This is a genomic window from Acidimicrobiales bacterium (assembly GCA_016794585.1).
Classification (GTDB): Bacteria; Actinomycetota; Acidimicrobiia; order Acidimicrobiales; family DATDAH01; genus JAEUJM01.
On the sequence record JAEUJM010000043.1, the window covers coordinates 102,907 to 123,223 of the forward strand.

The 20,317-nt window shown below is 72.3% G+C and carries 18 protein-coding genes and 2 tRNA genes; 4 read left to right on the forward strand and 16 right to left on the reverse strand.

Annotated elements, in window-relative coordinates; translation table 11 throughout:
• Nucleotides 1-31 precede the first annotated feature (31 nt).
• Nucleotides 32-523 carry a hypothetical protein gene (locus JNK12_21155; GenBank protein ID MBL8778460.1) on the forward strand — a complete coding sequence of 164 codons (492 nt, stop codon included), beginning with the start codon at nucleotides 32-34 and terminating at the stop codon, nucleotides 521-523.
• 17 nt (nucleotides 524-540) lie between these two features.
• A complete protein-coding gene (locus JNK12_21160; GenBank protein MBL8778461.1) occupies nucleotides 541-2,547 on the forward strand; it encodes a molybdopterin-dependent oxidoreductase in 2,007 nt (668 codons plus the stop codon).
• Nucleotides 2,548-2,664: 117 nt separating this feature from the next.
• On the opposite strand, the gene JNK12_21165 is transcribed toward JNK12_21160, so the two are convergent.
• From JNK12_21165 to JNK12_21195, 7 genes are all read right to left on the reverse strand, one after another.
• Nucleotides 2,665-4,122 (reverse strand): FAD-dependent oxidoreductase, encoded by a 1,458-nt coding sequence (locus tag JNK12_21165; protein MBL8778462.1) that lies wholly within the window; start codon nucleotides 4,120-4,122, stop codon nucleotides 2,665-2,667.
• Between the two features lie 45 nt (nucleotides 4,123-4,167).
• On the reverse strand, nucleotides 4,168-4,572 hold the full coding sequence (locus tag JNK12_21170; protein ID MBL8778463.1) for an ester cyclase: 405 nt from the start codon (nucleotides 4,570-4,572) through the stop codon (nucleotides 4,168-4,170).
• The gene (locus JNK12_21175; protein MBL8778464.1) at nucleotides 4,569-5,381 is read right to left on the reverse strand and encodes an alpha/beta hydrolase; all 813 of its coding nucleotides are present in this window, start codon (nucleotides 5,379-5,381) and stop codon (nucleotides 4,569-4,571) included. The genes JNK12_21170 and JNK12_21175 overlap by 4 nt, the downstream gene beginning before the upstream one ends.
• A 45-nt stretch (nucleotides 5,382-5,426) precedes the next feature.
• Nucleotides 5,427-6,602: an osmoprotectant NAGGN system M42 family peptidase gene (locus JNK12_21180; protein MBL8778465.1), complete on the reverse strand. Its 1,176-nt coding sequence runs from the start codon at nucleotides 6,600-6,602 to the stop codon at nucleotides 5,427-5,429.
• Between the two features lie 5 nt (nucleotides 6,603-6,607).
• Entirely contained in the window at nucleotides 6,608-8,359 is a 1,752-nt protein-coding gene (gene ngg / locus JNK12_21185; protein ID MBL8778466.1) for an N-acetylglutaminylglutamine synthetase, read from the reverse strand.
• Nucleotides 8,356-10,137, reverse strand: a complete 1,782-nt coding sequence (locus JNK12_21190) for an N-acetylglutaminylglutamine amidotransferase (protein ID MBL8778467.1) — start codon at nucleotides 10,135-10,137, stop codon at nucleotides 8,356-8,358. The genes ngg and JNK12_21190 overlap by 4 nt, the downstream gene beginning before the upstream one ends.
• A 110-nt stretch (nucleotides 10,138-10,247) precedes the next feature.
• Nucleotides 10,248-10,322, reverse strand: a tRNA-Val gene (locus JNK12_21195).
• 140 nt (nucleotides 10,323-10,462) lie between these two features.
• Here JNK12_21195 and JNK12_21200 point away from each other — a divergent pair.
• Nucleotides 10,463-12,706 carry a DUF11 domain-containing protein gene (locus tag JNK12_21200; GenBank protein ID MBL8778468.1) on the forward strand — a complete coding sequence of 748 codons (2,244 nt, stop codon included), beginning with the start codon at nucleotides 10,463-10,465 and terminating at the stop codon, nucleotides 12,704-12,706.
• 33 nt (nucleotides 12,707-12,739) lie between these two features.
• On the opposite strand, the gene JNK12_21205 is transcribed toward JNK12_21200, so the two are convergent.
• Together JNK12_21205 and JNK12_21210 are read right to left on the reverse strand one after the other, a co-directional pair.
• On the reverse strand, nucleotides 12,740-13,255 hold the full coding sequence (locus JNK12_21205) for an NUDIX domain-containing protein (GenBank protein MBL8778469.1): 516 nt from the start codon (nucleotides 13,253-13,255) through the stop codon (nucleotides 12,740-12,742).
• A gap of 4 nt (nucleotides 13,256-13,259) precedes the next feature.
• Nucleotides 13,260-14,036 (reverse strand): inositol monophosphatase, encoded by a 777-nt coding sequence (locus tag JNK12_21210; GenBank protein MBL8778470.1) that lies wholly within the window; start codon nucleotides 14,034-14,036, stop codon nucleotides 13,260-13,262.
• Nucleotides 14,037-14,099: 63 nt separating this feature from the next.
• Here JNK12_21210 and JNK12_21215 point away from each other — a divergent pair, with 63 nt between their 5' ends.
• On the forward strand, nucleotides 14,100-14,636 hold the full coding sequence (locus JNK12_21215) for a hypothetical protein (protein MBL8778471.1): 537 nt from the start codon (nucleotides 14,100-14,102) through the stop codon (nucleotides 14,634-14,636).
• Between the two features lie 10 nt (nucleotides 14,637-14,646).
• Here JNK12_21215 and JNK12_21220 read toward each other — a convergent pair whose 3' ends face one another.
• The 7 genes from JNK12_21220 to JNK12_21250 all read right to left on the reverse strand — a co-directional run bounded on the left by JNK12_21220 (nucleotide 14,647) and on the right by JNK12_21250 (nucleotide 20,305).
• Nucleotides 14,647-15,966 carry an amidase gene (locus JNK12_21220; GenBank protein MBL8778472.1) on the reverse strand — a complete coding sequence of 440 codons (1,320 nt, stop codon included), beginning with the start codon at nucleotides 15,964-15,966 and terminating at the stop codon, nucleotides 14,647-14,649.
• Nucleotides 15,956-17,482, reverse strand: a complete 1,527-nt coding sequence (locus tag JNK12_21225) for a sulfatase-like hydrolase/transferase (GenBank protein MBL8778473.1) — start codon at nucleotides 17,480-17,482, stop codon at nucleotides 15,956-15,958. The genes JNK12_21220 and JNK12_21225 overlap by 11 nt, the downstream gene beginning before the upstream one ends.
• Nucleotides 17,483-17,491: 9 nt before the next feature.
• Nucleotides 17,492-18,394 (reverse strand): alpha/beta fold hydrolase, encoded by a 903-nt coding sequence (locus JNK12_21230; GenBank protein MBL8778474.1) that lies wholly within the window; start codon nucleotides 18,392-18,394, stop codon nucleotides 17,492-17,494.
• Nucleotides 18,395-18,435: 41 nt separating this feature from the next.
• Nucleotides 18,436-18,951 (reverse strand): hypothetical protein, encoded by a 516-nt coding sequence (locus JNK12_21235; protein MBL8778475.1) that lies wholly within the window; start codon nucleotides 18,949-18,951, stop codon nucleotides 18,436-18,438.
• Between the two features lie 80 nt (nucleotides 18,952-19,031).
• Nucleotides 19,032-19,475: a YggT family protein gene (locus JNK12_21240; protein MBL8778476.1), complete on the reverse strand. Its 444-nt coding sequence runs from the start codon at nucleotides 19,473-19,475 to the stop codon at nucleotides 19,032-19,034.
• A 27-nt stretch (nucleotides 19,476-19,502) separates the two neighbouring features.
• Nucleotides 19,503-19,566, reverse strand: a tRNA-Ser gene (locus JNK12_21245).
• Between the two features lie 139 nt (nucleotides 19,567-19,705).
• A complete protein-coding gene (locus tag JNK12_21250; protein MBL8778477.1) occupies nucleotides 19,706-20,305 on the reverse strand; it encodes a hypothetical protein in 600 nt (199 codons plus the stop codon).
• Nucleotides 20,306-20,317: the final 12 nt, after the last annotated feature.

Consider the following 20,317-nt stretch of genomic DNA (forward strand, 5'->3'; position numbering starts at 1 on the left):
GGCCGCTCCGAGGACCGAGAGGCTGACGTACATGAGCGAGCAGGACAACGACCCCGACATCGTCGTCTCGGGCATCGACCTGGACGGGGACGGCGAGCTCGACGGCGTCAACGTCACCGAGACCGTCTCGAAGGACGTGGATGGTGACGGCTTCGACGACATCGTGACCGAGACGTCGACCACGGTGATCGACGTGGACGGCGACGGCGAGCCCGACATCATCACCTCGACCGAGACCACCATCTACGACCTCGACGGCGACGGGCAGACCGACGTGATCCAGGAGGTCACCACCACCGCCATCGACGTGGACGGCGACGGCGTCCCCGACATCGTCCAGGAGACCACCACGACGGCCATCGACATCGACGGCGACGGCACCTTCGACGCCGTCGAGGAGATCGTGGCCACCGGCGTCGACCTGGACGGCGACGGCACCATCGACGAGATCGAAGTCACCGAGACGGTGTACGGGACCGACGAGCTCGAGGCCGGCGACGACGCCGAGGGCGACGAGGGCTGACGCCCCCGGGCGCACCCGTGCCCGATCACCGCTCCTACTGCCGGATCTGCGCCGCGGCGTGCGGCATCGTGGTCACCGTCGACGGTGACCGGGTGCAGCGCGTCCGCGGCGACGCCGACCACCCCGTGTCCCGGGGCTACGTGTGCGGGAAGGGCCGGGGACTGCCGGCCTGGCACCACGGTCCCGGGCGGCTCGACCAACCCCGGCTCGGGGAGCGGCCGGTGTCGTGGGACGAACTGCTGGCCGACCTCGCCGGCCGCCTCGGCCCGATCATCGCCGACGACCCCGATGCGGTCGCCCTCTACCTGGCCACCGGCCTCGCCTACGACGCCGCCGGGCAGGTCGCGGCCGCGCAGTGGCTGCCCTCGATCGGCAGCTCCTCGTTCGTCACCGCGGTCACCGTGGACAACGCCCCCGTCCTCGTGGCCGCCGAGCTCGTGGCGGGCGAGCCGATGCTCAACCCGGTGTGGGATCCGACCCGGCCGGGGTTGGCCGTCCTCGTCGGGACCAACCCGGTCGTGTCCCACGGCTACGGCACGGCCCTGCCCGACCCCATCGGGCGGCTGCGCGCGTTCCGCGCTGCGGGCGGGCGGGTCTGGGTGCTGGACCCCCGGGCGAGCGAGACCGCCCGCCACGCCGACGCCCACCTTCCGGTGCGACCGGGAGCCGACGTCGCCGTCCTCGCGGCGATGGCCCGGGCCGTCCTCGACGATGGCGCCGACGAGCGGGAGCTCACCGACCACTGCCGTCCCGACGAGGTCGAGGCGCTCCGCAGGGCACTCGCCCCGTTCACGGTCGAGCGCGCCGCCGCGGTCGCCGGCGTCGACCCGGCGCGGCTCGAGGACCTGATCGCCGAGGTCCGCGCCCACCGCGGCTGTCTCGCCATGCACTGCGGCACCGGCGTCACCATGAGCCCGGACGGCGTCATCGCCGAGTGGCTCCGGTGGGTGCTCCTGATCGCCACGGGCTCCCTGGACAACCCCACGGGCATGTACTTCCACCGTGGGGCCATCCACCAGCTGCGGCGCCGCCCGGCACCGTCCCCCGACGCTCCCCCACCGCCGGGCCCCGCCCGCAGCCGCCCCGAGCTCCCGCGTGTGCTGGGGCAGATCGCCTGCGCCGCGCTCGTGGACGAGATCGAAGCGGGCCACGTGCGTGCCCTCCTCGTGACCGGCGGCAACCCGCTCTCCGCGTTCCCGCAGCCCGAGCGCCTGCGGGCGGCACTGCGTCGCCTCGACGTCCTCGCCGTGGTGGACGTGACCGAGGGCCCGATGACCGAGCTCGCCACCCACGTCCTGCCTGCCACCGGACAGCTCGAACGGGCGGACCTCACGCTCGCGGAGCTGACCGCGGTCCGCCCCGGCCTCCAGGCGACCACGGCCGTGGTGGCTCCCGTCGCCGACCGACGCCCGGTCTGGTGGATGTTCGCCGCCCTCGATCGTGCCCTCGGCCGGCCGACGCCGGGGGGCGTCGACCCCGACCTGCTCACCGACGAGCTCTACCTGCACGGGATCCTGGGCCACAGCACCCTCGACGGCGCCGCCGTGTTCTCCGCCGGTCCCCACGGGGTCACCACCGAGGTGGAGCACGGGTGGGTCCACGACGACCTGCTCCCTGAGGGACGCTGGAGCATCGCCCCCGCTCCGCTGCTGTCCCGCTTGCAGGCGCTCAGTGCGGCGACCCCGTCCGCGGGTGCGACGGATGCGCTGCTGCTCGCCCCCCGACGAGAGCCGGCGTGGAGCAACTCGGTGCCCTACGGCGCCGGCGCCGACGTCCCCGTCGTGCGCCTCCACCCGGATGACCTCACCGAAGGCGCCACCTCGGTGCGCCTCACGTCCGCACACGGCCGCGTGACCGCCGTGGCCGTCGCCGACCCCGCGGTGCGCCGCGGCGTCGCCTCGATGACCCACGGCCACCTCGACGCCGGCCCGGGGGCGCTGACCAGCGGCGACGTCGACGTCGACCCGCTCACCACCATGCCCCTGGCCTCAGGCCTCCCGGTAGCGGCGTCGCCCTCACCCTGAGGCCCACCCGGTGTCGTCCCAGTCCGGGGCCATCGTGGTGGCCACCACACCACCTTCACCACCACGCCACCGTGGACCCGGCGCGAACGTGCGTGCGACGCGGACCCGGATCGGGGATCAGTGTCGCGGGCCTGCCGCGGCGCGCCCGGCGCGACGTCCGAAGTAGGTGCCGTCGCCCAGCGAGATCCCGCTGACGTACCCGCCGACGGCGATGCCGACGGTCGTTCGACCCGCGGCGAAGAGGCCGGGCACCTCGCCGCCCTCGGCTGTGGCCACGACACCGTCGGGATCCGTGACCAGGCCACCGAGCGTGAAGGTGGCGTACCAGGAGCGGTCGACGCTGAGGTCGACGACGCCGTAGGGAGGCTCGAGCGGCTGCACGAACTCGGACGCCTTGTGGTGGGCGGGATCGTGGCCCTCGGCGGCCTGGCGGTTGTAGTCGTCGAGGGTGCGCTGGAGCGACCCGGCGGGCAGGCCCATCTCCTCCTCGAGCTCGGTCGCGGTCTCGGCCACCCAGCGCGGCTTGTAGCCGGCGATGTTCACCGCGAACGTCTCGTCGTCGTGCACGAAGTACACCCGGCCGTCCTGATGCAGCAGGAACTCGTGGCCGAGGCGGCCGGCGTAGGTGTCCTCGTTCATGAAGCGTTCGCCCTGGCCGTTCACGATGATCCCCCGCACGATGCTGCGGGGCGGCGCCAGCGGGATGCCCACCTCGATGCGGTCCAGACCCTCCACGGCCGCGCCGGCGCCCGCCGCCATGCGGATGGCCCGGCCGTCGTCGTGCTCGGTGCCGATGGGGACGTTGCAGCGCAGCGCGGCCGCGCAGTGGCGTTCGACCATGGCGCGGTTGAACATGAAGCCGCCGGCGGTGAGCACCACGCCACGTTCGGCCTGGACGCGGCGCAGGTCGCCTTCGACCATGGCCTCGATCCCGACCACGGCGCCGTCGCGTACGACGAGGCGCTCGACGGTGGCCTCCGTGACCACCCGCACGCCTGCCGCATCCACGGCGGCCAGGAGCCGCTGCATGAGGAATCCGCCGGCGGCGTCCGGATGCGCCGGGTGGTGCCCGCGCGCGGCCGGGGTGGCCACCTCGTTGAACGGCCAGGAGTCCTCCCCGCCGCTGAACACGAGGCCGGAGGTGTCCGGCGGCTCGCGGTCGTGCTCGGGGTGGTACCGCCCCTCGAAGGGGACGCCATGGTCCACGAGCCAGTGGAAGTGCCCCACGCTGTCGTCGCAATAGGCGGTCACCTTGGCCTCGTCGACACCGGGGCCGCAGGCCTTCCTCAGGAAGCGGGCCATGTTGTCGGGCGAGTCCTCGAAGCCGCAGGCCTCCTGCACCGGCGTACCCCCGCCGAGGTAGATCAGCCCACCCGACAGGGCCGAGGTGCCGCCGCCGAACGCGGCCGCCTCCAGCACCACCACGCTGGCCCCGGCCTCCGCCGCCTCGATCGCTGCGCAGGCGCCGGCGCACCCGAGCCCGACCACGACCACGTCGGCGGTGTCATCCCAGTCCGCGACGGCGTCCGCCGCCAGGGGCTCGATCGGCGAGAGCAGGTCGTCCGAGGTCGTCACGGCCGGGAGTCTGGCAGAACCCGAACGACGCCGAGACCACCCGGGTCAGGGGGCGCTGAGCTGGGCCATCAGGCCGGCGACGTCGACCTGATCCCATGCCTCCGCGATGAGCCCGTCGGCGATCCGCAGCACCGCCGTGGAGGTGAAGGTGACGGACCGACCGGTCGCCTCCACCCCGGCGAACGGCCCCGAGTGGGTGCCACTCCAGCGCTGGTGTGCCGCGACCAGGTCGCCCTCGGCGAGGATGAGCAGGATCTCGTTGCGGAGGTCCGGGAAGGCGTCGAGGAAGGCGGCCACGGCGACCCGCTGACCGTCGTGCCCGCGCTGCTCGCCGTCGTGGGTGAAGTCCGCGGTGAGCAGTCGATCCACGGCACCGAGGTCGCGCTCGTTGATGGCCTCGGCGTAGAAGCGGCGGACGAGGGCCTTGTTGGCGTCGAGGTCGTCGTTCACGGGGACAGGTGCTCCTTGATCTGGGCGGCGAGGACGTCCGGGACCTGGGCCATGAAGGCGTGCCCGCAGTCCTCGAAGGCGGTGGCGGTCGGCGCCTGCCAGCGCTCGGCCAGCAGTGGGGCGTTGGCCGCAGGGATGACGACGTCGAGCGCGCCGCAGGCGACCAGTGTGGGCAGCGACGGGGCGGGCGGCGGCGTCGCGGCGTGCCACGCGTCCATGGCCGCCTCCTGGGCCCGCAGCACCCGGTGGTCGAGCGCCTCCCGGCCCTCCGCCACCAGCGGTCCGACCTGCTCGTCGAGCTGCGCGGCCAACGCCGCCGGGAAGAGCACACCGAGAAGCCGGGAGGCCTGCTCTCGTGGCGAGCCCGAGGCGTCGGTCAGGCGCGCCCAGACCGCCGGGTCGGCCGCGACGGCCGACGGGCCACCGGGATCGGTCCCGAGGAGGGCCAGTGCTTCGATGCGCTCGGGAGCGTGCGACGCCAGGGTCTGCGCCACGAAACCACCCATCGACCACCCCACGACCGGCGCCGACGAGAGGCCCAGGGCGTCCATCACCGCTGCGACGTCGGCGGCCATCGACGCGACGGACAACGGCTCGTCGTCGTCGCCCCAGGTGGACGTGCCCATCCCCCGGTGGTCGGGCAGCACCACCTCGAAGCCGTCGGCGAGGGCGCCGAGGAAGACCGGGTCCCAGTCGGCCGCCGTCGCCGCGTAGCCGTTGAGCAGCACCAACGGTGGACCGGCTCCGACACGCGACCAGCCGACCTGGCGGCCGCTGCGCTCGACGACGCCGCGTTCCTCCCCGTCCATGCCGCACAGCAGAGCAGAGGCTCGACGTGACGGCAACCGCCGGCTTCAGCGCGGCGGCTGGAGCGGCGCGGGCTGCACGCTGGTGGAGGGGAACTCCTCGAGAGGGCCGACCGGCGCCCGGTCCCAGTGGGTGAAGGTGAGCTCGCTTCGGAGGTAGGCGACGAGGAGCTGCACCACCGATGCGACACCGTCGAGGTGCGTGCGCTCCCAGGCGTGGCTGGCGTCGACGGGCACGCCCACGAGGGCAGCACGTGTCGCCATCCCCGCCTCGAGCGCGGCCGCCGCGTCCGAGCGGTAGAAGTCGAACACGTCGCGGCAATGGCGGATCCCGTGGGCGCGGCACAGCTCGATGAGGTGGCGGGTGAGGTGGTAGTCGAACGGGCCGTGGAGGTCCTGGGTGGCGATGGTGACCCGATCCTCCCTCGACTGCTGCCCGGGTGCGACCACGGCGTTGTCGACCGCGACGAGCTCGGCCACGTCGTCGTCGAGGCCGTTGGATGCGCCGTGCCCCACCTCCTCGGAGATGGTGATCAGCACCTGACACGCCACCGTCGGCTCGACCTCGGCGTCGCGCAGCGCCTTGAGGGCCGTGAGCACGGCGGCCACGCCGGCCTTGTCGTCGAGGTGGCGGGCGTTGACGAAGCCCGACGGCGTCACGACCGGCACCGAGTCGACCGCGATGTGGTCGCCCACACGGAGGCCGAGCGTGGCGAGGCCATCGGCGTCGTCCACCCGTTCGTCCACCCGCACCTCGAGGTTGTCCCAGGCCGACGGCTGGGTGTCGACCTCACGGTGGTAGCGGTGCCCTGACGCTTTCAACGGCAGGATCGTGCCCGTCAGCGGCGCCCGGTCGGTGCCGTCGGTGAAGAGGGTCACGCGTGCTCCCTCGGCCACACGAGGGCTGTAGGTGCCGATGGGGACGACGGCGAGCCGCCCGTTCCCCTTCAGCTCCTTGACGGTCGCACCGAGGGTGTCGATGTGCGCGATGAGCGCGCGGCGCGTGTGGTGCTCGCGCGGAGCGCCCCACTCGACCCGCAGTGCGCCGCGCCGAGTGACCACGATCTCGAAGCCGAGGTCGGTCAGTCGGTCCCCGACCAGCTGGATGGCCTGATCGGTGCGGCCCGACGGGCTAGGCGTCCGCAGCAGATCCACCAGCAGGTCGGTGAGATAGGAGCGGTCGAACGGCAGGGGGCCACCGCCCGCCGGCCGCTCTGAGGCCATCCCGGTCACCGGTCGGCGCCGGCGGTGTGCATCCGTCCGGTCGTCCCGGCATCGGGCTCCCAATGGCGCGGTAGCGGCGAGGTGCCGGGGAACAACAGGTCGACGAAGCACTCGGCGGTTGGTTGGGGCTCGTGGTTGGCGAGGCCGGGCCGCTCGTTGGCCTCGATCAGCGCGTACTCCGGGCCCGCGACATCGGGCACGATCAGGTCGATGCCGGTCACCGGGATGGCGATGGCCTGGGCGGCACGGATGGCCACGTCGACGAGGCTCGGGTGGACCCGGTCGGTGACGTCCTCGATGGTGCCGCCGGTGTGCAGGTTGGCCGTACGCCGGACCTCCACCTCGGCGCCCGCCGGCGGCACGTCGTCGAGCCCGTAGCCCGCGGCCGCCAGGGCCTCGAGGGTGTCACCATCGATGGGGATCGAGGACTCGCCACCCGTGGCCGCGCCCCGACGCCGGCTCTGGGCCTCGATGAGGTCGGCCACCGTAGCTCCTCCGTTTCCCACCACGGTCGCGGGCCGACGCACCGCCGCCGCGACGACGGCGTCGTCGATGACCACCAGCCGCAGGTCGAGACCGGCGACGTACTCCTCGAGCAGCACCTGGGTGTCGAAGCTGCGGGCATGGTCGATCGCGGTGGCCAGGGCATCGGGACGGTCGATGCCGACGGTGACGCCTTGGCCCTGCTCGCCACGGGCCGGCTTCGCCACGAGGCGCCCACAGCGTTCGAGGAAGGCCACGTCCTCGGGGCCCTCGGTGGCCACGCGCCCTTCGGGAACCCGGATGCCGGCGCTGCTCACCACACGGCGAGTGACCCGCTTGTCGTCGCAGCGGCTCATGGCCACCGCGGTGGTCAGCTCGGACAGCGACTCACGGGTGACGATGGTCCGACCACCGTGCGACAGCCGCAGGTACCCGCCTTCGGCGTCGAGCACCTCGACGGTGATCCCCCGCCGGGCCGCCTCGTCGGCCACGATGCGGGCGTAGGGGTTGAGCGCCTGGACCTCGTCGATCGTGCGCACGAAGAGCGGCTCGTTGATCGGGTTCTTGCGCTTCAGGCAGAGCACCGGCACCGGGCGGAACCCGAGCTTGTCGTACAAGGCGATGGCGGGCCCGTTGTCGTGCAGCACCGAGAGATCGAGCATCGATCGGCCGGCGTCAGCGAAGAGCGCCGCCAGTTCCACGACGAGCGCCTCGCCGACGCCGGGGAACACCGCCTGCGGGTCCACGGCGAGGCACCAGAGGCTCGTCCCGTTCCCGGGATCCCCGAACGCTTCGCGGTGGTCGATACCGGTCACCGTGCCGACCACGGCGCCTGAGGCGTCGTCCACGGCCACGAGGTAGTGGAACACCGGGGTGCGCTGGTTGGCGCGGATCGTGTCGACGTCGGCCGTCACCATCCCGCACCGCGCGTAGACGTGGTTGACCGCGTGGGCGTCGTCCTCCGAGTCCGCCTGCAGCTCGCGGATCGTCACCCCCGCCACCTCGGTGCGGGACCGACGGTGCGCGCCGAGATCGAGCCGGTAGGTGAACGACGGATCGATGAAGAGCGCGTGCGGATGCCGACTGGCGAGGACATGGGCGTCCTCGGCGTAGAGGCAGATGTCGCGCTGGCCCGCCCGCTCGTCGGCCATGGCGGCGGCGATGCGGTCGTGGTCGGTGAAGGTCTGGCCGAACACGACCCGGCCCCACCCACACTCGAGGGCGACCTCAGCCCCGGCGGCGGTCGGACCGGCGGTGGAGGATGCGGCCGTCATCGGATGCCCTGGCGCTGGAGCCACAGCTCGAGCAGCCCGATCTGCCACAACGGGTTGCCACCGAGCGGCGTGAGTGCGGCGTTGGGGTCCTGGAGCAGGCGGTCGACGGCATCCGGTCGGAACAGGCCGCGGGCTTTGGCTTCGGGCGCGTAGAGCGCGCCCCGGACCATCTCGAGCACCTCGCCGTCGAGGTGGGTGAGGGCCGGGACCGGGAAGTACCCCTTCGGCCGGTCGATCACCTCCTGCGGGATCACCTGGCGGGCCACCTCCTTCAAGACACCTTTGCCGCCTTGGTCCAGCAGCAGCTCAGGCGGGCAGGCACCGGCCAGCTCGACGAGGTCGTGGTCGAGGAAGGGCACCCGGGCCTCGAGGCCCCAGGCCATCGTCATGTTGTCCACGCGCTTCACCGGGTCCTCCACCAGCATCACCTCGGTGTCGAGGCGCAGGGCTCGGTCGACCGCCGTGTCGGCGCCGGGCCGCGCGAAGTGGGCGTCGATCAGCTCGCCGGTCACGTCGTGATCGGCGAGCCAGTCCCCGTCCACGAGGTCGGACATCGCCGCGTGCGGGCGGTCCACGAACCCTTCCCGATAGGCGGACGCTCCGTCGTCGTCGGCGTCGACCAGCGGCGGGTACCAGTGGTACCCGGCGAAGACCTCGTCGGCGCCCTGGCCCGACTGCACCACCTTCACGTGCCGGGAGACGACCTGCGAGAGCAGGGAGAACGCCACGACGTCGTGGCTCACCATCGGCTCGCTCATGGCTCCGATCGCGTCACGCAGGGCGGGGACGAGATCATCGGTGGGGATGCGCAGGCGGTGGTGATCGGTGTCGAAACGCTCCGCCACGACGTCGGAGTAGCGGAACTCGTCGCCCTCGATCTCGCCGGCCGATTCGAAGCCGATGCTGAAGGTGGACAGCCGGTCCTGGCCGAGCTCGGCCAAGAGCCCCACGATGAGGCTCGAGTCGAGGCCGCCCGACAGGAGGACCCCGACCGGGACATCGGCGACCAGACGGCGGCGGACCGCCTGCCGTAGCGACGCGCCGAGGGCGTCCCGCCACTCGTCGGCCGAGAGGTCGACCAGGTCGTCACGGCGCCGGCGCGCCGCCTCCCAGTACCGGTGGGTCGATCGACCGCCGTCGGGCTCGACCGTCATGACCGTGCCGGCGTCGAGGCGCCGGACGCCGGTGAGGATCGTGCGTGGGGCGGGCACGACCGAGTGCAGCGAAAGGTAGTGGTGGAGCGCGACGGGGTCGATGCTGGTGTCGACGCCGCCGCCCGCGACGAGGGCAGGGAGGGTGGAGGCGAAACGCAGGGCGCCATCGACGTCGGCGAGGTACAAGGGCTTGATGCCGAGGCGGTCGCGGGCCAGCACCACGCGCCCGCTGTCGCGCTCGGCGACGGCGAAGGCGAACATGCCGACGAGCCGATCCACCACCGCCGTTCCCCAGCGGTGGTAGCCGGCCAGGATGACCTCGGTGTCGCCGTGCGACGAGAACGTGTAGCCACCGGCCACGAGCTCGGCCCGCAGCGCCTCGTAGTTGTAGATGCACCCGTTGAAGGTGACCGTGAGGCCCAGGTCCGAGCGGTGGAACGGCTGCGCCGCCGCCTCCGACAGGTCGATGATCGCCAGTCGCCGGTGGGCGAACGCGATCGGCCCGCTCGCCCACACCCCCGATCCATCGGGCCCGCGGGACTCGAGACGAGTGGCCATGGCGTCGACGGCGGCCACATCGGCGCGCTCCCCCGCCCTGCGCACCTCGCCCGCGATCCCACACACGACCCCGGCCTTACCCGGACCACCGGCGACTATGCGCGGGCCTCCTCACCGCAACCGAACGCCCGGGGCGGTCGGCCGCGGCGATCGACCCGGACGTCACCCGTCCCCGGTGGGCGCTGAGGGACTCGAACCCCCGACCCCCTCCTTGTAAGGGAGGTGCTCTGACCAGACTGAGCTAAGCGCCCGGGTCGGCCACGCTAGCCCTTGTCCCCACCGACCCTCGCGTGGTTGCCGCCAGCGCCTCCGGAGCGTCGGCTACCCTCCGGTTCTCGCCACCGAGGGGAACGTCCCAATGCCACATCCGTCCCGGACATTGCGACGCAGCGTGGTCGTTGCGTCACTGACCGCAACGGCACTGGCCGCTGCCCTCATCGCCACGTCGCCGCCCGCCGGTGCGCAGGGCGCCCCCGAGGCGGGTAACCCAGCGCTCACCATCACGAAGGTCGCCGACCAGGCCACCGTGGTCGCCGGCGACCCGATCGACTACCACCTCACGGTCACCAACACGGGCGACGTCACCCTCACCGGCGTCACCATCATCGATCCGAAGGCGCCGGACTGCGCGGGCCCGGTGGCAGACCTCGCGCCCGCCGAGGACGTCGTCGTCGACTGCTCGTACACCACGGTCGACCCCGACGACGTCGGCACCTACAGCAACGCCGCGGTGGTCACCTCGAACGAAGGGGCCCTGGCGCTGTCCGAGACGGTGAACACCACCGTCGAGGCCCCCCTGTCCGAGCTGACCGTCACGAAGACGGCAGACGAGACGAGCGTGATCGCGGGCGATGACATCCACTTCCACGTCGAGGTCACGAACAGCGGCAACCAGCCCCTGACGGGGGTGACGGTCACCGACCCGGTGGCGCCCGGTTGCGACAGCGCCGTCGGTGCCCTGGCCCCTGACGCCGGCACGACCATCGACTGCACCTACACCACCGACGCGGGCGACGTCGGTACGGTCAGCAACGTGGCGTCGGCGGTGTCCGACCAGACCACCTCGGTCGACTCCAACCAGGTGGACGTCACCGTCACGGCGGAGTCCTTCGGGCTGACCGCCACCCTGACGGTCGACCAGAGCGAGGTGGTCGCAGGCGAGGACCTCGACTACCACCTCGAGCTCGAGAACACCGGTAACCGCACGCTCACCGGCCTCGCGGTCACCGACGCCGCGGCACCCGACTGCGACGGCCCCGTGGCCGACCTCGCCGCCGGGGCCACGACCACGGTGGACTGCACCTACACCACGACCCCGGGCGACGTCGGCACCTTCGCCAACAGCGCGTCCGTGGACTCCAACGAGACGACCGCCGTGGTCAGCAACGAGGTGTCCAGCACCGTCGTCGCTGCGGCGCCCGCCATCACCATCGCCCAGACGGTCGACCAGACCTCCGTGTTCGTCACCGAGGAGATCGACCTCCACCTGGAGCTGGAGAACACCGGCAACCAGACCCTCACCGGCATCGTGATCGTCGACTTCAAGGCGCCGGACTGCGCCGGACCGGTCGCCGACCTGGCGGCCGGAGCGAGCATCACCATCGACTGCACCTACATCCCGGTGCTGGCCGACGTGGGCAGCTGGAAGAACACCGCCGCGGTCGACACGGCCCAGACCCCGCTGCTCGCGTCGAACCAGATCAGCGTGACGGTCAAGGCACCGTTCTGCGGACCGAACCCGGTGAACATCTCGCTGGCCGAGGGCGACGTGCCCACCGAGGGCGACGACGTGATCCTCGGCACGCCGGGGCCAGACGTCATCAACAGCCTCGGCGGCGACGACGCCATCTGCGCCCTCGGCGGTGACGACATCATCGACGGCGGCGCTGGCGCTGACCTCATCGTCGGCATGAACGGCGCGGACACCATCACGGGCGGGTTCGGGTCCGACTACCTGCTCGGTGACCTCGACTTCGCCACCTCCAACCCAGGGGCCGATGTCATCAACGGCGGCGGCGGCAACGACTACATCGACTCGTGGGTGGGAGACGACACCATCGACGGCGGGCCGGGCAACGACGAGATCTACGCCCGTGGCGGCTCGGACACCGTCGTTGCCGGTGACGGCAACGACTTCGTGCGCGGCTACGGCGGCAACGACGACATCGACGGTGGCGCCGGTCGTGACCAGCTCTACGGCGACGAAGGCAACGACACCATCCACGGCGGCTCCGACAACGACGTCCTCATCGGCAACGCGGGGGCCGACGTCCTGACCGGCGGAGGCGGCGTCGACCTCCTCAAGGGTGGTGGCGGTGCGGACCGCGCCGACGGCGGCGCCGGCGACGACCGGGTCGACGGCGACGACGGCGACGACGTCGTCAAGGGCGGCACCGGCAACGACGTGGTCAAGGGCGGCAACCAGAACGACCAGGTCCATGGCGGCAGCGGCAACGACGTGCTCTTCGGCGACGCCGGCAACGACCGCTTGTTCGGCGACGCCGGCATCGACCGCCTCAGCGGCGGCACCGGCAACGACCGCCTCAGCGGCGGCTTGGGCTCGGACGGCTGCTTCGGCGACTCGGGCACCGATGTCGCCGACAACACCTGCGACGCCACGGCGAACGTGCCCTGACCGCTGGGCCGCGGGCCGGCGCGGCGTCGGGGCTCAGGCCACCTCGCCGCCGCGCAGGCCGCGGTCCATCCCATCCCGGTCCGTGCGGGCCAGCGCCATCAGTGCGGTCGTGGTCTCGTGCTGGAGCTCGGGCAGCGCATCAGGGGGGAACCAGCGCGCCTCGGCGATCTCCGCGGACACCGGTCGGACGTCGTCGAGCGCGGCTCCGGCGCTGAGCCGGGCCCGGTACACCAGGTCGACGCGCTGCGGCACGGCGTCCACCACCACGGCAGGCTCGCCCCAGAGGTCGACCTCGAGACCGACCTCCTCCCGCACCTCGCGACGAGCGGCGACGGCGGGGTCCTCCCGCCGGTTCAGCAGCCCACCCGGGACTCCCCAGCGGCTCCGGTAGCTGTGGCGGATCAACAGGAGCGCACCGTCGTGTCGTTCGATGATGCACATGGCGCCGACGGTGTAGGAAGGCGCGATCGTGCGCACCACCCAGCGCCGGCCGAGGACGGGGAGTCGCTGGTAGCACCGCAGGGCGAAGCGGTGCAGACGGTCGGGCACCGGCTCAGGATACGGGCGGCGCCCCGCCGAACGACCTGCGGGCCTCGACGAGCGCATCGAGCAGGGCCGGCGTCGCCGCGGCCACCGGCGTCCGTCGGGCGGCATGGTCGAGGACCACGAGCTCACGGTCGACGGCGTCGACCACCGGGACACCGGCCTCCCGACACACCAGGAGGGCCCCGAGGTAGTCCCACGCCCCATGGGCGTCGGGCGAGCAGTCCACGAACGCGTCGAGGGTGCCGTCGGCCACCGCGCAGAGATCGAGGGCCACCGCCCCCATCGCCCGGAACTGACGCCATCCCAGGTGGCGAGGAGGAAGCCCCGAGAGCCCGACCACGGCATCGCCGAGATCGGTGCACCCCGTGGGGGCGAGCGCCTCACCGTCGACGAGGGCCCCGCCACCTCGCTGCGCCTCATAGGTGCGACCGCTGACGAGGTTGCGGACCAGGGACGCCCTCGGGCCGTCGGCGTCGACGGCGCAGAGGCTCGTCGCGTACCAGGGCAGCCGCCGGGAGGCGTTCGTGGAGCCGTCGAGAGGATCGACGACCACGACCACCCGGGCATCGAGGCCCCGGGCGCCCGATTCCTCACTCAACACCCCCACCCCGGCGCGTGCGAGCACCGCGTGGACCGCGGCGTCGGCGACGAGGTCGCTGCGGTACTGCCCGAGCCGCTCACCGGAGGGGCCCCAGTCCGCCAACGGGGCCAGCGCATCGGCCACCGCATCCGCAGCCGCTCGAAGCAGTGCTCTCAGCTCGTCGTCGTCCACCTGTGCTCCCATGTCCGCAATGTCGCACCTCCGTGGCAGGCTAGGGACGTGGCCGCCATCGACGTCGCTGGTTTCATCGCCGACCTGAAGGACCACGCCGTGGACCACGGCTTCCACGTCCACGACGAGCGCCATTTCGTCGAGTCCTACTCGCTGCGCCAGGCGTGGGAGGTCGACCTCCATCCCGAGGAGGCATGCGGCGGCCCGCTCGACCTGCACCTCTCCCTCGAGGTCGACCCAAGGGTCCTGCTGTCTTTCGAGGACAAGGTGCTCGAGCTCCCCGAGACCGACGAGCCCCCGGACGAGTTCCACTTCCCGATGCTCTTCACCTGGGCGCTCCCGCCGTTGCCGATGGGCCCCGACCTGCTCGTGCTCGCCACCGAGCTCGCCGGCGTGGGAGGGCCGGACCTCCCCCTCGAGGTCTCCGCCATCGACTCCTTCGCGGCGGTGACCGACGCCCCCGAGCGCAGCCTCGCCATCGTCGCCCGCATCGAGGTCTCCCTCGCCAAGGTCTTCCTCGGCCAGGAGCTGCTCTGCGAGGTGCTCGACCGCTGCCTGGCGGTCAGCCAGTACCTGCTCGACCGCGCCCCCGTCTGGCTCGACGAGGTCTGATCGCCGCCGTTCAGCGGCGGCCGGACGCCAACCAGGCGCCGACGGCCAGCACGTGGTCGTCGCTGCCGCGACGGCCGACCACCTGCACCCCCACGGGTAACCCCTCGATCCGGGCGAACGGGAGGCAGAGCACGGGGAGCCCTGTCAGCGAGAACGGCGCCGTGAGCGCGAGGAGGCTCGGGCGCAGCGGTGCCGGCCCCGACTCCAGCTCGACCGCTTCGCTCCCCTGGAGCGGCGCCGGCACGGGCGTCGCGGGCAGGACCAACGCGTCGACGCGGCCCACGGCCGCGTCGAGGGCGTCCGCCAGCTCGGCGCGCGCGGTGCGGGCGTCCGTCTCGGCGGTCGCCTCCGCCTCGATCCCCGCCTCGAGCTGGGCGCGCACCGTCGGCGAGAACCCGTCCGGGTTGGTCGCCAGCGCCGAGGCGTGCACCCTGGCGGCCTCCGGCGCCTGGATCGCCCGGAAGATGTCGAGGGCGTCCTCGATGCCCGGCAGATCGAGGTCCACGACGTCGACACCGGACCGCCGGGCCACGTCCAGCCAGCCCTCGAAGGCGTGGCGGACCGGCCGGGAGAGACGACCACGGAGGAACCCCAACGGCACCGCGAACCGCGCCGGCATGCGGGGCAGGAGCGGCGCCGGCGACGTGCCCGAGAGCACCGCGGTGAACAAGGCGGCATCGTCGACCGACCGGACCAGCGGCCCGGCGTGGTCGCACGTGAGGCTCAGTGGGAGCGCACCGTCGAGCGGGACGCGTCCGGTGGTCGGCTTGAAGCCGACGACGCCGCAGTGGCTGGCCGGAACCCGTATGGACCCCCCGGTGTCCGTCCCGAGTGAGGCCAGACCGATGCCGGCCGCCACGGCGGCGGCCGACCCGCTGCTCGACCCGCCGGCCTGACGTTGGGGGTCGACGGGATTGGCGACGTGGCCGGTCCACTGGTTCTCACCGGTGATGCCGTAGGCGACCTCGTGCAGATTGACGGTGGCGACCACGATGGCGCCGGCATCGCGGAGGCGGGTGACCGCCGTGCCCTGCCCTCCGAGGTCGGGCAGCGGCGCACGGGTGCCCGCCCGGAGCGGGAACCCGTCCACCACGAACAGGTCCTTGACGGTGATGGGCAGACCGTGGAGCGGGCCCACGACCTCCCCGGCGGCGAGCTGCGCGTCACGGGCTCCGGCGAGCGTGAGCGCACCGTCGCGGTCGAGGTGGGCGACCACGTTCAGCTCGGCGCGGGCATCGGCACGAGCGAGGGCGCGCTCGACGAGCTCGCGCGAGCTGGTGGTGCCCGCCCGGAGGGCGGCGGCGGCCGCCCCGAGGGTGTCAGGCTCCATCCACGGCCTCCGTCGACCCCGAGGTCGACAGCGACGCCGACGCCCGCGGCTGCATGGCTGGGTGCTCGGGTGGGAACCGTCCGGTGCCGCCATCCAGCAGCAGCAGACCGGTCATGGTGCGGTCGAGGTGGTTCATGCGCCACTCGAGCATGGCCTGAGCTTCGCCGAGGACGACCTCGGGATCGCGGATCTCGGTGCGCCAGGTCGGGTCCGCGGCGAGGTCGAAGCAACGCCACCCACCGTCACCGAAGTGGACGTAGGCGCGCTCTTCGCTGCGGCGTACGGCCAGGTGGTAGGTCTCGGGCCGTCGATCCCACGGCCAGGGGAACTCGCGGAACGCCAGCACGACGTCGCGCCAGTCCCACTCGTAGAACGCGGCGGTCCGCCACCAGGGCGGCTCCTCGCCGTCGAGGAACGGCGTCAGCGGCACCCCGTCGCATTGCGCGGGCACGTCGATGCCCATCGCGTCGCACAGCGAGGGGAACACGTCCACGTTCTCGGTGAAGCGCTCGACGACGGTCCCCTGCCCTCCCTGGCGGTGGGGGTCGCGCCAGATGGACACGACGCGGTAGCTGGCCTCGAAGAAGCCCGCCTTCTCGATGAGGCCCTGGTCACCGAGCTGTTCGCCGTGGTCTGCGGTGACGACCACGACGGTGTCGTCCCACTGACCCAGGCGCTCCAGCGCCGCTCGGAGCCGGCCCACCTGATGGTCGACGTCGCTGATCATGCCGTAGTACTGCGCCCGGAGGGCCCGGATGGCCGCCTCGTCGGCAGGCGCACCGAGGAACGGGTGCTCGAGCATGTGGTCGTGCAACGGGTGGCGGTCGTCGGCCGGCGGCACCGGCAAGGGGACGTCGGCGGGGTCGTACGCGGTCGCCCAGTGGCCGGCGGCGGCGTAGGGCGGGTGCGGGCGCAGGAACGATGCGTGGGCGAACCACGGTGCACCCCCGGCGGCCTGCTCCTCGATCCACGCGATGAGACGGTCGGCCAGGAACGCGGAGACACCGTGCTCGGCAGGTCGGTCGGGCTCGGACGACAGGGCGGCGTCCGGGTTGTCCGGGACGTCGTAGCCCAGCTCGGCCAGCCACGTGAGCCACGGGACCACCTCGGTGGGAAGGTGGAGCACCGGATCGAACCCGGCCAGCACACCCTCGTAGGTGTCGAGGCGGGGATCGTCGGGACCAGAGGCCAGCCGAGGGTCGATCCCCTGGTCGGTGTATCCGAACAGCGCCGGCCGATACCCGGCCCGGCGGGCGGCGAGGGCCAGGTTGTCGAAGCGGCTGTCCAAGGGCGTGCCGTTGCTGACCACCCGGTTGTTCATCTGGTACGTGCCCGTGTACAGCGCCGCACGCCCCGGGCTGCAGGGCGCCGCCTGCGAGTAGTGGTTCGCGAAGCGGACGCCCTCCGCCGCGAGCCGATCGAGGTTCGGGGTGCGCACGACCGGGTGGCCCGCGCACGACAGCGAGTCCGCCCGGAACTGGTCGAGCGTGATGAACAGGATGTTCGGGCGCGTCACCGGGAGCGCTCAGCCCTCGGCGTGGGCCAGCAGGAGCTCACGGAGCTCGGCCATGTCGACCTCGGCCGGCTCGGTGGTGTCCAGGAAGTCGAGGAGGACGTCGAGGAACTCCTCGGGGCACTCGACGTGGGGGAAGTGACCCGCTCCTTCGATGATGGCGAGCCGGCTCCCCGGGATGGCCTCGTGCGCGTCGTGGGCGTGCTCGACGGGGATGATGGTGTCCCGATCGCCCCACACGATGAGCGTGGGCAGGTGGGCGGCGAGGTAGAGCCGGTCCATCGCGCTGACGGTCTGCCCGCCGGGGTCGATCACCCCGCGCATCGTGCGGACGAAGGCGTACCGGTTCTCTGAGTCGGTGAGCGAGCCGTACGCGCGCCACATCTCGGACACACGCGCCGAGCGGACCCCACGCTCGCCCAACCAGCGTCCGGTGGCGTCCCCCCAGGGTCGGACGAAGCGGGGGAAGATCGCCGGCATGACGTACTCGGCCCCGGGGAGCGTCAGCAGGCGCAGCATCCAGCTGACCTCCCGCCCCAGCCCCCCGCTGTTGACGAGCACCAGGCGCTCGCACAGCTCGGGGTGCTGATAGGCCAGCTGCATCGCCACACCGCCACCGAAGGACTGGCCGACGATGGTGGCGCGGGTGATGCCGAGCACGCCCAACAGGTCACGAAGCCCGCTGGCCACGGCGCCGAGGGAGTAGTCCCCCATCGGCTTGGCGGACTCGCCGTGCCCCAGCAGGTCGGGAGCGATGACCGTGTACTCCTTGGCCAGCCGCGGCATGACCTCCTTCCAGGCGGTCGAGCTTCCGGCGATGCCGTGGATGAGTAGGAGCGCAGGTCCCGAGCCGCCCATCCGGTAACCGACGTCATGCCCGTGGATGCGCACGTGGCGGAGGTCGAGTTCGGCCATGGCTGCAGTCTCCCACGCTGACCGGGGAGGGGGCAGGTTCGCTAGCCGGCGCTGCTGGCGCTCAAGCGGCGATACCCGAGGGGCGCGTCGAGGGTCACGGCGAGCTCCTGGGCCTCGGCGATCTCGATGCATGCCTGATCGGTGGCCTCGGGCCGGGTCCCGGTCTCGAGGCGGACCTCGACGACCGAGTCGTCCTCCCGCACGACGCTGACGTTGGCGCCGTAGCAGTCCTGGACGCCCCCGTAGAAGCGCACGAGGACCACGGTGTCGTCCTCGGGGTCGACCAGCAGCTCGGTCGGCGTGACCACCGCGGCGCCGACGAGATCGTCCGTGGGCTCGATCCGGGCCCACGACGTCTGGGTGGTGTCACTGGTGCCGGGCACCGGCACGACCGTGTCACCCGAGCCGGTGGCACCCGGGGAGCTGTCGCCTCCGGTGGTCGACGTGGAGGCGTCGGCTCCCGACTCGACCTCCTCACCACTGCTTCCGCAGGCGGTCACCAGGACCGCGCCCACGAGGAGGATGCCGATCAACGAGGTCCGGAGAGCGTTGCGCACGGGTGGGTCACCTTTCGATCCGACGGGGGTCGTGCCGGTAGGACGGAGCGGGAAGCCGGTTTGGTTCCCGAGTCGGCCGATCAGCGGCGGGGCGGCGGGACCTGCCCGGGGTTGGCGGCCCGCCAGCGGTCGACGCGGATGCGGTAGTCCAACCACTCGACGAGGCTGTGGAAGGCCAGGGCCAGCACGCCGTAGACGATGATGGCGAAGAGCACGGCGAAGTCGAGTACCGAGCCGTTGCCGGCCTGCTTGGTCGGGAAGATCCCCCGGAACGGCTCCATCACCCGGTCGCCGCTTCGGTAGACCCACTCGGCGAACCCGGCGTCCGGGTTGGCGTTGAAGAGCAGCAGGAAGAACTCGAGGACGAGCAGGATCACCGCCACGAGGAAGTAGGCGTAGACCAGCCACGTGAGCACCTTCGCGACACGCAGCCCGGTCACCTTGCCGGGGTCGGGCGGCGGCGCCGCCGGGGCGGCGGCGTTCGGGGCGCCGGTCGGCGCCGGCGTTCCAGGCATCGGCTCCATGCGCGGACCTTACTGTGCCGTGAGCGGTGGGCCCGGCAGGGATCGAACCTGCAACCGAGCGATTATGAGTCGCGACCCCAGCATCCGGCCCCGTCCGGGCGGATGCTCCCCCATCCCGAAACGCCTGTGATCTCGGGCCGATCAGCCACCCGACGGCGGACCGTCATCCGGCCCCGTCCGCCCCAGTTGGCTGACGTTCGTTTGCACGCCGTTTGCAGCGGTCGCGAGGGTCACGCCATCAGCGAGCCGCCGAGCCACTTCTCGTCGAGACCCGGCAGTTGGCACTCAACTAGCTGATGCCAGTGGCGGTCGTCCAAGGAACAGCTCACCAGGAGGCGCAGCACGCCGGGGGCCAGCTGTTCTGCCCGGTGGGCTTCGATCGTACGACGGTCGCCCGCGCTCAGGGTCCCGAGGTCCTGCATCCGGCGGGCCGAGACAGCGTTGCCGGGTTCCCCGATCCAGGTGATGATCCCACCCTCGTCGTAGTCGAGGAGCTGGACTGTGTCGACCTCGTACACGAGCGGGCCTGAGCACTCGAGGCGGACGAGCTCGCCCCAGGCGTCGGCTGTCGGTCCGATGTGGACCAGGGCGAGGACTGGCGCTGTCTCGCGGTGGTGTCGGTCGCCTTCGATCCTCGCCACGTCCTCAGATGCGTGGGCGCCTCGCTCGGCTGCCGCGGCCGAGGCCACGGCGGCGTCGGCCGCTCGTCGTGCCTCTTCGTTGGCCTGGTCGACGCGCCCGTTGGCCCGCATAGCCACGACTACGGCTCCGATCGACACGCCGCCGGCGGCGAGTACTCCGATGGCCTCGGTGGTCGACTGCCAGCTCACGGTCGGCGACCT